Origin of the sequence: Serratia sp. FS14 (assembly GCF_000695995.1) — a bacterium.
Taxonomy (GTDB): domain Bacteria; phylum Pseudomonadota; class Gammaproteobacteria; order Enterobacterales; family Enterobacteriaceae; genus Serratia; species Serratia nematodiphila.
On sequence record NZ_CP005927.1, the window covers coordinates 95,196 to 106,960 of the forward strand.

General features: G+C 60.6%; 12 protein-coding genes. 7 read left to right on the forward strand and 5 right to left on the reverse strand.

Going from position 1 to position 11,765, the window contains the following annotated elements:
- The first annotated feature begins 159 nt into the window (after positions 1-159).
- The 3 genes from ppdD to hofC are packed head-to-tail and all read left to right on the forward strand — an operon-like array spanning position 160 to position 3,241.
- Complete coding sequence (gene ppdD, locus L085_RS00455) at positions 160-597, forward strand: prepilin peptidase-dependent pilin (RefSeq protein WP_015376659.1); 438 nt, start codon at positions 160-162, stop codon at positions 595-597.
- A 5-nt stretch (positions 598-602) separates the two neighbouring features.
- Complete coding sequence (gene gspE / locus L085_RS00460) at positions 603-2,045, forward strand: type II secretion system protein GspE (RefSeq protein ID WP_044031906.1); 1,443 nt, start codon at positions 603-605, stop codon at positions 2,043-2,045.
- Entirely contained in the window at positions 2,042-3,241 is a 1,200-nt protein-coding gene (gene hofC / locus L085_RS00465; protein WP_044029682.1) for a protein transport protein HofC, read from the forward strand. The genes gspE and hofC overlap by 4 nt, the downstream gene beginning before the upstream one ends.
- Before the next feature lie 52 nt (positions 3,242-3,293).
- Here the strand turns inward: hofC and L085_RS00470 are convergent, their stop codons facing one another.
- Entirely contained in the window at positions 3,294-4,337 is a 1,044-nt protein-coding gene (locus tag L085_RS00470; protein WP_004932727.1) for a GMP reductase, read from the reverse strand.
- 362 nt (positions 4,338-4,699) lie between these two features.
- Between L085_RS00470 and coaE the strand changes: the two genes are divergently transcribed.
- The 3 genes from coaE to yacG are packed head-to-tail and all read left to right on the forward strand — an operon-like array spanning position 4,700 to position 6,315.
- Positions 4,700-5,314, forward strand: coding sequence for a dephospho-CoA kinase (gene coaE, locus L085_RS00475; RefSeq protein WP_004932729.1), 615 nt, complete (start codon positions 4,700-4,702; stop codon positions 5,312-5,314).
- Positions 5,315-5,319: 5 nt separating this feature from the next.
- Positions 5,320-6,072: a cell division protein ZapD gene (zapD, locus tag L085_RS00480; protein ID WP_004932732.1), complete on the forward strand. Its 753-nt coding sequence runs from the start codon at positions 5,320-5,322 to the stop codon at positions 6,070-6,072.
- Between the two features lie 51 nt (positions 6,073-6,123).
- On the forward strand, positions 6,124-6,315 hold the full coding sequence (gene yacG, locus L085_RS00485) for a DNA gyrase inhibitor YacG (protein WP_004932737.1): 192 nt from the start codon (positions 6,124-6,126) through the stop codon (positions 6,313-6,315).
- Between the two features lie 39 nt (positions 6,316-6,354).
- Here the strand turns inward: yacG and mutT are convergent, their stop codons facing one another.
- The 3 genes from mutT to secM form a co-directional block, all read right to left on the reverse strand.
- Entirely contained in the window at positions 6,355-6,759 is a 405-nt protein-coding gene (gene mutT, locus L085_RS00490; protein WP_033631788.1) for an 8-oxo-dGTP diphosphatase MutT, read from the reverse strand.
- 80 nt (positions 6,760-6,839) lie between these two features.
- The gene (secA, locus tag L085_RS00495; protein WP_044029683.1) at positions 6,840-9,548 is read right to left on the reverse strand and encodes a preprotein translocase subunit SecA; all 2,709 of its coding nucleotides are present in this window, start codon (positions 9,546-9,548) and stop codon (positions 6,840-6,842) included.
- A gap of 82 nt (positions 9,549-9,630) precedes the next feature.
- On the reverse strand, positions 9,631-10,161 hold the full coding sequence (secM, locus tag L085_RS00500) for a secA translation cis-regulator SecM (protein ID WP_044029684.1): 531 nt from the start codon (positions 10,159-10,161) through the stop codon (positions 9,631-9,633).
- 26 nt (positions 10,162-10,187) lie between these two features.
- On the opposite strand from secM, the gene L085_RS00505 reads away from it, so the two are divergent.
- Positions 10,188-10,703 carry a DUF721 domain-containing protein gene (locus tag L085_RS00505; protein ID WP_004932751.1) on the forward strand — a complete coding sequence of 172 codons (516 nt, stop codon included), beginning with the start codon at positions 10,188-10,190 and terminating at the stop codon, positions 10,701-10,703.
- A 104-nt stretch (positions 10,704-10,807) separates the two neighbouring features.
- On the opposite strand, the gene lpxC is transcribed toward L085_RS00505, so the two are convergent.
- Positions 10,808-11,725: a UDP-3-O-acyl-N-acetylglucosamine deacetylase gene (gene lpxC, locus L085_RS00510; protein ID WP_004932754.1), complete on the reverse strand. Its 918-nt coding sequence runs from the start codon at positions 11,723-11,725 to the stop codon at positions 10,808-10,810.
- Positions 11,726-11,765 lie beyond the last annotated feature (40 nt).

The window sequence follows — 11,765 nt, forward strand, 5'->3', positions numbered from 1 at the left end:
TTACCGTAAAATTGCGAACCCTCTCTCACCGTTTTTTTCACCGCTGCAAACCACATCAATACTGATGGAAGTACGCCGAGAAACGCGTAAAACCTGCTCGCCGTTCCCCCGCGCAAACCGCTACCGTTGTTTTCCACACCCTTATGGAGGAAACAACGCATGGAAACACAACGCGGCTTTAGCCTGATCGAACTGATGGTGGTGATCGCCATCATCGCCATCCTCAGCGCCATCGGCATTCCCGCCTACCAGCGCTACATCCAGAAAGCGGCGATGACCGACATGCTGCAAACCATGGCGCCGTATAAAATGGCGGTCGAGCTGTGCGTGCTGGACGAAGGCGCGCCCGCCGGCTGCGAGTCCGGCAGCAAAGGCATTCCCACCGGCGGCACGTCGCGCTATGTCAGCGGGGTGAAAGTCGTCAAAGGCGTGATCACGCTGACCGGCAGCCAAACGCTACAGGGCCTGGCGGTGGCATTAACCCCCAAGTCGAACGCCGATGGGCTGACCCGCTGGACCCGGCTGTGCAGCAGCGAAAACGCGACGCTGGTTGAGGTGTGCCAGGAAGTCTTCCGCTTCGACAACGCGGCGGAGTAATGGCGATGAACGCGCAAATCAGCGAAGAGGTTCACGCCCTGTGCCGGCGCTATCAGGCGCTGGCGCTGAGCGAAGACCCGACCACCCTGACGGTCGCGCTCAGCGAAGAAGCGCCGCAGGGGCTGCTGGCGGCACTGCGTTTCGCCACCGGCAAGCGCATCCATTTGGAACAATGGCCGGCGGCCAGGCTGGAGATGGCGCTGAACCAGCACCACGAGCCGCTCCCGGCGCCGTTGACGGCCGAAGAGGACACGACCGACATCGCCTACCCCGACGACGGCGATGCGCCGGTGGTACAGTTCATCAACCAGACGCTGCGCCTGGCCATTCAGCGCCGCGCCTCGGACATTCACTTTGAGCCCTTTCGGCAGCATTTTCGCATTCGCCTGCGCATCGACGGCGTGCTGCAAACCCTTGCCTCACCGCCGCCGCAGCTGGCTGCGCGCCTCATCGCCCGGCTGAAGATCCTCGGCCAACTGGATATCGCCGAGCGCCGTCAACCTCAGGACGGGCAGCTCAGCCTGACGCTGGACAGCGCGCGCTATGCCATGCGCATCGCCACCCTGCCGACGTTGCACGGCGAAAAGGTGGTGCTGCGCGTTCAGCAGGGCGAGCAGCAAGAGCTACCGCTGGATCAACTGGGTATGAGCCGGACGGATCTGGCGCGCTACGCGGCAGCGTTGGCCTGCCCGCAAGGTTTGATCCTGGTGACCGGCCCGACCGGCAGCGGCAAGACGGTAACGCTGTACAGCGGGCTGCGCCAGTTGAATGATGCGCAAAGCAACCTGTGCAGCGTCGAGGATCCGGTCGAGATCCCGCTGTTCGGCGTCAATCAGACCCAGATCAACGCCAAAACCGAGCTGAACTTCACCCGAGTGCTGCGTGCCCTGCTGCGCCAGGATCCGGACGTCATCATGATCGGCGAGATCCGCGATGCGGAAACCGCCGAGATCGCGGTCAAGGCCGCGCAAACCGGCCACCTGGTGCTGTCGACGCTGCATACCAACTCCACGGCTGAAACCCTGACGCGGCTGATGCACATGGGTATCCCCGGCTACCTGCTCGCCGGCTGCCTGAAGCTGGTCGTCGCCCAGCGGCTGGTGCGCAGGCTGTGTCGCCACTGCCGCTACCCGCAAAGCCAGCCGGCGCATTTTCCCACCGCGCTCTGGGCGGAACCGCTGCTCGCCTGGCGCGCCGACGGCTGCGAGCACTGCTTCGGCGGCTATTATGGGCGCATCGGCGTGTATGAACTGTTGGCCATTACGCCGGAAATTCAGGCGGCATTGCTGGCGAACGCCGCTCCCAGTCTGCTGGCGGATATCGCCCGCGAACAGGGGCAGCTTTCGCTGCTGCAGGCGGGTCTGGCGCTGGCCGCCGAAGGCACGACCTCGCTGGAAGAACTGTACCGCGTGATCGACGTCGTCCAACTCGGCGTAACCACGCCATGAAAGCGCGCCGGTTGTTTCTGTGGCAGGCTTTCGACGCTCAGGGCACCTTACGCCGCGGCGAACTGATGAGCGAGGAAAAACGGCAGGTGAGCCGGCTGCTGATCGAACAAGGCCTGCAACCTTGGCGGATCGGGCACGGCAAACGCGTCACGCCCGGCCAATGGCGCGGAGAACCCTTAATCCACTTCACCCGCCAGCTCGCTGCCCTGTTGCAGGCCGGGCTGCCGCTGGTCAATACGCTGCAGTTGCTGGCAGCAGAGCATCCTTCGGCAGCCTGGCGCTGCCTGCTGCGCCAGCTGGCCGACCAGGTGCGCGAAGGGCAGCCGCTCTCCGAAAGCCTTGCCGCACAACCAAGCGTTTTTCCACTGATCTATCGCCAACTGATCGCCATCGGCGAACTGACCGGCAACCTCGATCGCTGCTGCCTGCAGCTGGCGCAACAACAGGAGGCCCAGTTGCTGCTGCGCCGCAAGGTGACCAAAGCGCTGCGATATCCCCTCTTCATCTGCGCGGTGGCGCTGCTGGTCAGCGTGCTGATGCTGGTGATGGTGCTGCCGGAATTTGCCAAGGTTTATCAGTCGTTCGATGCGCCGCTGCCCTGGTTTACCCAAGGATTATTGGGGTTGTCCGCGCTGCTGATCGCCGTTGGCCCCTATTTGGCGCTGCTGCTCGGCGCGTTGCTGTTCGGCTACTGCCGCTGGCTGCATCCGCGTCCTCCGTGGCGCCAACGCGAACAGGTCGCCTTGCTGCGCCTGCCGCTGATTGCCCGGCTGGTGAGCGGCGGCGCGCTGAGCCAAACATTTCGTATCCTGACCATGACCCAACGCGCCGGGCTGACGCTGGTGGAAGGCTTGAACGCGGCGGCGCTGGCGGCGGATCATCCGCTGTACCGGCAGGCGCTGGAGCAGGTGCAACGGCAGATCGCCGAAGGCGAAGCGTTTCATCAGGCTCTGGGTTTGCAACCGCTGTTTCCGCCACTGTGCCGGCAGCTGGTGCGGGTGGGCGAGGAGTCCGGTTCGCTGGACGCCTTGCTGGATAAGTTGGCGCAGTGGTATGAACGGCAGACGCACGAGCTGGCCGATACGCTGGCGCAAACGCTGGAGCCGCTGTTGATGCTGGTGGTGGGCGGGATTGTCGGCGCTTTGGTGATCGCCATGTATCTGCCTATCTTTCAACTGGGCAGCGTGCTGGGATAAAGAAGAGGATAGCGGGCACCGCGGTGCGCGGCGCCCGAATGCAAGCTGCGGCTTATTTGCTGCCGAAGACGCGGTTTTCCTGCTCCGCCACGCGGATAAAGGTGGTGCGCTTGGTCAGCTCTTTCAGACGCTCGGCGCCGACGTAGGTGCAGGCGGAACGCAAACCGCCGAGGATATCGCGCACGGTAAACTCCACCTCGCCGCGCAGCGGCAGCTTGACGGTTTTGCCTTCGGCCGCGCGATACTCTGCTACGCCGCCGACGTGGCGCTTCATCGCCGATTCAGAGCTCATGCCGTAGAACAGCATGAACTTCTCGCCGTTCTCTTCCACCACGGTGCCTTCGCACTCGTCGTGGCCGGCCAGCATGCCGCCCAGCATCACGAAGTCCGCGCCGCCGCCGAAGGCTTTGGCGACATCGCCCGGCACCGAGCAGCCGCCGTCGCTGACGATTTGGCCGCCCAGCCCATGGGCCGCGTCGGCGCATTCGATCACCGCCGACAGCTGCGGATAGCCCACGCCGGTCTTCACGCGGGTGGTGCATACCGACCCCGGGCCGATGCCGACTTTCACGATGTCGGCGCCGGAGAGGATCAACTCTTCCACCATCTCGCCGGTTACCACGTTGCCGGCGCAGATGACGTGATTCGGGCAGGCTTCGCGCGCTTTCTGCAGGAAAGCGACGAAGTGTTCGGAGTAGCCGTTGGCCACGTCGATACAGATGAATTTCAGCGCCGAAGACAGGGCCAGGATCTGCTGCATTTTGGCGAAGTCGGCTTCGGAGGTGCCGGTGGAGACCATCACATGGCGCAGCACCGATTCCGGCATGCGCTGCACGAAGTCAGCCCATTGCTCGACGCTGTAATGTTTGTGTACGGCGGTGAGAACGTCGAAAGAAGCCAGGGCCTCGGCCATGCGGAAGGTGCCCACCGTGTCCATGTTGGCGGCGATAATCGGCACGCCGGACCAGCTGCAACCTGAATGCTTGAAGGTAAACTGACGTTCCAGTTCAACCTCGGAGCGGCTTTTCAGCGTGGAACGCTTAGGGCGGATCAACACGTCTTTAAAGCCCAACTTCAAATCTTCTTCAATACGCATGACTTATGATTTCCTGGTTAATGGCGACGGATCGCAAGGAGGATATTCGAACCTCTACCCGACGGCTTTCCAGTGGCGCAAAAAGACGGCGGCGAGATTAATGCCAGTTCCAGTGACGTTATAATACGCGCTAATAATCGCCGAACAAGACTGCGAATTCGCCTTTATTTACGCTACAATCCGACAAATTTACCTGCATAATCGCAGTGTGATTGCCCGCTCATTTTTGCCGTGCCGCTGCGTTTTTTCTCGCCACCCAATCGGTGCCGATGCGCAAGCGCCGCCTGCCGACTTGCACTTCTGCGCGATCGCTTTATGATTCGACTATTATTTTTTTATGAACATCGGATGCACCTAACACCATGGCCTACATTGTTGCGTTGACCGGGGGCATAGGCAGCGGCAAGACGACCGTCGCGAACGCCTTTGCGCGCCACGGCGCAACCCTTGTCGATGCCGACGTGATCGCCCGTCAGGTCGTCGAGCCGGGCACCCCTGCCTTGGCCGCGATCGCCGAACGATTTGGTAATGAAATGTTGCTGCCGGACGGTGCGTTGGATCGCGCTGCGCTGCGTCAGCGCATCTTCAGCCATCCCGATGACAAAACCTGGCTGAACCAGCTGCTGCACCCGCTGATACACCGAGAAACCCAGCGCCAACTGGCGCAGGCCACCAGCCCGTACGCGCTGTGGGTGGTGCCGCTGCTGGTGGAAAACCGCCTGCAGGATCGCGCCGATCGGGTGCTGGTGATCGACGTCGACGCCGAAACCCAGCTGGCTCGCACCATCGCGCGCGACGGCGTAAGCCGTGAGCAAGCGCAGAGCATTCTCGCCGCCCAGGCCACGCGCCAGCAGCGCCTCGCCGTGGCGGATGACATTATTGACAACAGCGGCGCCGCTCAGGGGATAGAGCCACAGGTCGCCGCTCTGCATCGTCGCTACCTTGAACTGGCGGCAACAGCGCCCCAACAGGATTAAACTGCATGAGTGATGTTTCCCCAACCGTTCTCTTTGAACACCCGCTGAACGAGAAGATGCGCACCTGGCTGCGCATCGAATTCCTGCTGCAACAGCTGCACGGCCAACGCGCCCTGAGTGAAACCGCCATCGCCCTCACCTTCTTTCGCACCGTCTCCGACTTGCTGGACGTGCTGGAGCGCGGCGAAGTGCGCACCGAACTGCTCAAAGAGCTGGAGCGCCAGCAGCAGAAACTGTTGGCCTGGGCCGATGTGCCGGGTGTGGATATGGCGCTGATCGACCAGCTGCGCGGCCAGCTGAAGTCGCGCTCGTCGGCGCTGATGGCGGCGCCGCGCCTCGGCCAGGCGCTGCGCGAAGATCGGCTGATCGGCCTGGTGCGTCAGCGGCTGAACATTCCTGGCGGTTGCTGCAGCTTCGATCTGCCGACCCTGCACATGTGGATGCACGCGCCGCAGCAGGATCGCGATGCCGACGTCGCCGCCTGGCTGCAGTCGCTGGATCCGCTGAACCAGGCGCTGATCATGGTGTTGGATCTGATCCGCCAATCCGGGCCGTTCCGCAATCAAATCAGCCTGAACGGTTTTTTCCAGGACAACGCCGAAGGGGCGGATCTGCTGCGCCTGCGCCTCCATCTGGCGCCGCAGCTTTATCCGCAGATTTCCGGCCATAAGACGCGTTATGCTATTCGTTTCCTGCCGCTGGACAGCGAACATGGCGCGGTGCCTGAACGCCTGACGTTCGAACTGGCCTGTTGTTGAACTTATGAAAGAAAGCCTTCTCAGTATTGTCAGAAGGCGTAAGGAACCGTTATGACGACCGTAGTAAAATGCCCAACCTGTGGCACCGGCGTGGTTTGGGGTGAAGTCAGCCCATTCCGGCCATTTTGCAGCAAACGCTGCCAGCTGATCGATCTCGGCGAGTGGGCCGATGAAGAGAAGCGCATTCCGAGCAACAGCGATCTGTCGGAAAGCGAAGACTGGAGCGAAATGGACGATCGCTGATCGCCCGCTGTTGGCCTGGCGGACGCCAGGCCAAACTGGTTATTGCGCAGCGTTCGCCTGTGCCACCAGCAGCTGAATAATGCCGACGTTGGCTTCCGGGAACTCGTCTTCACGCAGGTCCGCCTGTTTTACCCAGCGCATCGGTTGCCCCTCACGGCCGAACGGCTCACCCGCCCAGGCTTCTACCAGATAAAAATTCAGCGTCACGATGCGATCGCTGAAGCGGTGCTCCACCACCTCCAGCAGTTCGGCGCGTTCGGCTTCGATACCGGTCTCTTCCCGCAGCTCGCGGCTCAACGCCTGTTCAGGCGTTTCACCCTGTTCGATCTTACCGCCGGGAAACTCCCAAAAGCCGGCCATGTGCGCATCGGCGGCGCGGCGGGTAATAAAGATCTCCTGTTGAGCATTGCGGATAATGCCCACGGCGATATTCAGATGTTTCATCTCACCCTCCTGATGGGTGCCAAAAAACAGGGGCTCAGCAAGCTGAACCCCTGGGTGTTATCGGTTAACCGCGGCCGGCATTACTGCAGGCGGCCGTGGCACTGCTTGTATTTCTTGCCGGAACCGCATGGGCAAGGATCGTTGCGCCCCACTTTACGCTCGGCGGTCGCCGGCGCGTTCGGATCTTCAGTCACCAGCGCGTTCTCGTCGTGGTGGCTCAGCTGTTGCTGCTGCGCCAGACGCTCGGCCTCTTCACGGCGCTGCTGTTCCAGCGCTTCCACCTCTTCCGGCATCCGCACCTGTACCTTGCTCAGCACGCTGATCACTTCATATTTCAGCGATTCCAGCATGGTGGCGAACATGTTGAAGGATTCACGCTTGTACTCCTGCTTCGGATCCTTCTGCGCGTAACCGCGCAGGTGGATACCCTGACGCAGGTAGTCCATCGCCGCCAGATGCTCTTTCCACAGAGAATCCAGCGTCTGCAGCATCACGCCCTTCTCGAAGTTGCGCATCATCTCGCTGCCGACCACTTCTTCCTTACGCAGGTACTGCTCTTTGGCGTTCTCCAGAATGCGTTCGCGCAGCGTCTCTTCGTGCAGCTCCGGCTCTTTGTCCAGCCACTGGGCGATCGGCATCTCCAGATCGAAGTCGTTCTTCAGACGCTCTTCCAGCCCCTGAATGTCCCACTCTTCTTCCAGCGACTGCGGCGTGATGTAGTTGTCGATGGTGCTCTTGAACACGTCCTCGCGGATGCTGGCGATGGTTTCGCTCACGTCGGACACGTCCAGCAATTCGTTGCGTTGGCTGTAGATGGCGCGGCGCTGATCGTTGGCGACGTCATCATACTCCAGCAGTTGCTTACGGATGTCGAAGTTGCGGCTCTCTACCTTACGCTGGGCATTGGCGATCGCCTTGGTCACCCACGGATGCTCAATCGCTTCGCCTTCTTTCATGCCCAGTTTACGCATCATGCCGGACACGCGATCCGAGGCGAAGATACGCATCAGGGCATCTTCCATCGACAGGTAGAAGCGGGATGAACCGGCGTCGCCCTGACGACCGGAACGGCCGCGCAGCTGGTTATCGATACGGCGCGATTCATGGCGCTCGGTGCCGATGATATGCAGGCCGCCCGCCGCCAGCACCGCGTCGTGGCGCTCTTTCCAGGCGGCTTTGATGGCTTCGATCTGCTCTTCGGTCGGTTCTTCCAGCAGCGCCACTTCGGCCTGCCAGCTGCCGCCCAGCACGATATCGGTACCACGACCCGCCATGTTGGTGGCGATGGTTACCGCACCGCTCTGGCCGGCCTGGGCGACGATATCCGCTTCCATGGCGTGGAATTTGGCGTTCAGCACCTTGTGGTCGATGCCCGCTTTGGTCAGCTCACGGGACACCACTTCGGATTTCTCGATTGAGATGGTCCCCACCAGCACCGGTTGGCCTTTGGCGGTACGCTCGCGGATGTCCTCGATGATGGCGCCGATCTTCTCTTTCTCGGTCATGTACACCAGATCCGGCATGTCCTTACGGATCATCGGACGGTTGGTTGGCACCACGATGGTGTCCAGCTTGTAGATCGAGCTGAATTCGAAGGCTTCGGTATCGGCGGTACCGGTCATCCCGGCCAGCTTCTCGTACAGACGGAAGTAGTTCTGGAAGGTGATCGAAGCCAGCGTCTGGTTCTCGTTCTGGATCTCCACGCCTTCTTTGGCTTCCACCGCCTGGTGCAGGCCATCGGACCAACGGCGGCCCTGCATGGTACGGCCGGTGTGTTCGTCGACGATGATCACTTCGCCGTCTTTCACGATGTAGTCAACGTCGCGGGTGAACAGCACGTGGGCGCGCAGCGCGGCGGTAACGTGGTGCATCAGCATGATATTGGTCGGCGAGTACAGCGATTCGCCTTCATCCATGATGCCAGCCTCTACCAGCATCTCTTCGATCAGGATCAGGCCGCGTTCGGTCAGGTGCACCTGGCGCGCCTTCTCGTCCACCGAGAAGTGCCCTTCACCCTTGAAGGTGTCGGAGTCTTCTTTTTCCTGGCGGATCAGTTTAGGGATCAGCTTGTTGACCTTGATGTACATCTCGGAGCTGTCTTCTGCCGGGCCGGAGATGATCAGCGGCGTACGCGCTTCATCGATCAGGATGGAGTCCACCTCATCCACCAGCGCATAGTGCAGTTTGCGCTGCACGCGCTCTTCCGGGCTGAACGCCATGTTGTCACGCAGGTAGTCGAAGCCGTATTCGTTGTTGGTGCCGTAGGTGATGTCGGCGGCGTAAGCTTCACGCTTGGCCGGCGCCGGCATGCCCGGCAGGTTGATGCCGATGCTCAGGCCGAGGAACTCGAACAGCGGGCGGTTGTTTTCGGCGTCACGCTGCGCCAGATAGTCGTTGACGGTCACCACGTGCACGCCGCGGCCGCTCAGGGCGTTCAGGTAGGCCGGCAGCGTCGCGGTCAGGGTTTTACCTTCACCGGTACGCATCTCGGCGATGCAGCGGTCGTTCAGTACCATGCCGCCCAGCAGCTGCACGTCGAAGTGACGCATGCCGAACACGCGCTTGCTCGCCTCACGCACCACGGCGAAGGCTTCCGGGATCAGGCTTTCCAGCGACTCGCCTTTTTCCAGGCGTGCGCGGAACTCGTTGGTTTTCGCTTTCAGCTCATCATCGGACAGTTTTTCCATGTCCGGTTCCATGCAGTTGATCTGCTCAACCACTTTGCGCATGCGGCGCAGGGTACGATCGTTACGGCTGCCAAAAACTTTGGTTAATAATTTCACTAACATGATGTTTGATATCTCTGTCATGACGGCCGAATGCGGCAGTCAACTTGCTATTATTTATGGTTTTTATGCCCTAAGGGCGAGATCAGACGAGGGCGACGGGCCCGGCGCGAATGCCCTGCACCTGAGCCACCCACAGGCCGGTCTGGTGCCGCGCCAGCGTTGGCAGCACCTCAAGGTGGGTGTGGCGAATGATGGTCGGCGGCTTCGGCTCGTGCGTCAGCAGCGCGTTGAGGGTAGACAGCAGCGCCAGTTGCGCTACCTGCAAAGGCGGTTCCGCTTCGACTTCGCTCTCCTGTACCCGCGCATAAACCGCCTGCGGCGCCAGCGCGAAAGAGAGGTGACGAATGACGGTGCGCAATGCATGCTGCTGCCAATAATCTACGCTGAAGGTAGGGCGGCGGTGCGCGTCCTGCAGCAGGGCCAGGCTGGTGAAGGTGCCGTTGGCCGAATTTTGCCGGTTAAGGCTGGACGACGTATTCGGCAATGCGGCCTGATCGGGAGCGCCGGACAAATTGGAAGACGCGCCAAGCGTGGCCGCAACCATCCCTAACAGGAGATGGGGCCAGAAATAACGTCTGCCAAATTGTCGCCAACGATTTAGAATACCGATCACGAGTTTATAATCCGCCGGAGCCCATTATGCGCGATAGCCGTCCACAATTATTAGATGTCCTGTTCGACGACGCGTCTGCCGGCAGCAAAGGGCCGCTGCATAACGTCCAGCAACGCGCGGTGGCGCTGCTCAAGCTTAACCGTGCAGTGAAGGGCCTGTTGCCCGCTCCCCTGCATCCCTGGTGCCGCGTCGCGAATTTCCGACAGGGTATTTTAGTGCTCGAAACGGCAAATGCCAGTTGGATGATGCGCTTGCGCTACGAACAACCCGCTTTGCTGTCTGCACTACGAGCGCAAATTCTACCATCATTGTCGTCGATCGACATCAGGATTAATCCGGCCTTGATGGCGAAAGGCAGCAACCAGGTGCAAAACGCCGAGAAAGCGCCGGAAAAACCCGTGCCGATGCGGCATTTGAGTCTGGAGAGTGCGGAAGAGCTGAGGGGATTGGCGAGCCGTAGCCCGGAGAAACTGCGCAAGATATTGGAACGGCTGGCTGCATTGGCCGGAGAGGGTACCAACACAACCAGTCGTGATAAGTAATCAGCGACACAACTGCAAAACATCAGACGGCATCACGAGCCTGAATTCTCAGGCTCTCAGAGGATGCGCCTGCCGTTATTCGCAGCAGGCGAGGAATTCAGACCTTACGCCAATACGGTAGACGGTGCCTTGAATGCCAACGGCATTTCGGCTTCGTCCTGGAAGGTCACGTATTCCCACGCTTCCTGCTTGGCCAGCACGGCCTGCAGCAGTTTGTTGTTCAGCGCGTGCCCAGACTTGAACGCGGTGAACGCGCCAATGATGTTGTGGCCGCACATGAACAGGTCGCCGATGGCGTCCAGCATTTTGTGACGTACGAACTCGTCTTCGAAACGCAGACCGTCTTCGTTCAGCACGCGGTAGTCATCTACCACGATGGCGCAATCGAAGCTGCCGCCCAGGGCCAAGCCGCGGGACTGCAGATATTCGATATCGCGCATGAACCCGAAGGTGCGCGCGCGGCTGATTTGACGCACGAACGACTCAGCCGAGAAATCAAGACGGTAGCGCTGAGAGCTGGCGTCGATAGCCGGGTGGTTGAAGTCGATGGTGAAGTCCAGGCGGAACCCGTTATGCGGGGACAACTCGGCCCATTTGTCGCCATCTTCAACACGCACGGTCTCTTTCAGACGCAGGAATTTCTTCGCCGAGTTCAGTTCTTCGATGCCGGCATCCAGCAGCAAGAACACGAACGGACTGGCGCTGCCGTCCATGATTGGGATTTCAGCGGCGTCGACTTCGATGACGATATTGTCGATGCCCAGCCCAGCCAGCGCGGCGTTGAGGTGCTCAACGGTCGAAATACGCACGTCATGCTCATTCACCAGGCAAGTACAGAGCATGGTATCACGCACGGATTTTGCATCAGCCGGAAAATCAACCGGTGGATTCAAGTCAGTGCGACGATAGATGACCCCGGTATTAGCCGGCGCTGGGCGCATTGTCAGCGTGACTTTCTTGCCGGTATGCAAACCGACGCCAGTCGCCTGAACAATACGTTTTAATGTCCTTTGTTTGATCATCGTTTTATCTCGCAATGTTATCCATCCTACCAGCCAAGCA

What these genes read in the sequence shown, in the direction of transcription:
- yacG (WP_004932737.1), top strand. Translation starts at nt 6,124, where the DNA reads ATGACGACCGTAGTAAAATGCCCAACCTGTGGCACCGGCGTGGTTTGG.
- ppdD (WP_015376659.1), top strand. Translation starts at nt 160, where the DNA reads ATGGAAACACAACGCGGCTTTAGCCTGATCGAACTGATGGTGGTGATC.
- lpxC (WP_004932754.1), bottom strand. Translation starts at nt 11,725, where the DNA reads ATGATCAAACAAAGGACATTAAAACGTATTGTTCAGGCGACTGGCGTC.
- zapD (WP_004932732.1), top strand. Translation starts at nt 5,320, where the DNA reads ATGAGTGATGTTTCCCCAACCGTTCTCTTTGAACACCCGCTGAACGAG.
- L085_RS00470 (WP_004932727.1), bottom strand. Translation starts at nt 4,337, where the DNA reads ATGCGTATTGAAGAAGATTTGAAGTTGGGCTTTAAAGACGTGTTGATC.
- secA (WP_044029683.1), bottom strand. Translation starts at nt 9,548, where the DNA reads ATGTTAGTGAAATTATTAACCAAAGTTTTTGGCAGCCGTAACGATCGT.
- L085_RS00505 (WP_004932751.1), top strand. Translation starts at nt 10,188, where the DNA reads ATGCGCGATAGCCGTCCACAATTATTAGATGTCCTGTTCGACGACGCG.
- hofC (WP_044029682.1), top strand. Translation starts at nt 2,042, where the DNA reads ATGAAAGCGCGCCGGTTGTTTCTGTGGCAGGCTTTCGACGCTCAGGGC.
- gspE (WP_044031906.1), top strand. Translation starts at nt 603, where the DNA reads ATGAACGCGCAAATCAGCGAAGAGGTTCACGCCCTGTGCCGGCGCTAT.
- mutT (WP_033631788.1), bottom strand. Translation starts at nt 6,759, where the DNA reads ATGAAACATCTGAATATCGCCGTGGGCATTATCCGCAATGCTCAACAG.
- coaE (WP_004932729.1), top strand. Translation starts at nt 4,700, where the DNA reads ATGGCCTACATTGTTGCGTTGACCGGGGGCATAGGCAGCGGCAAGACG.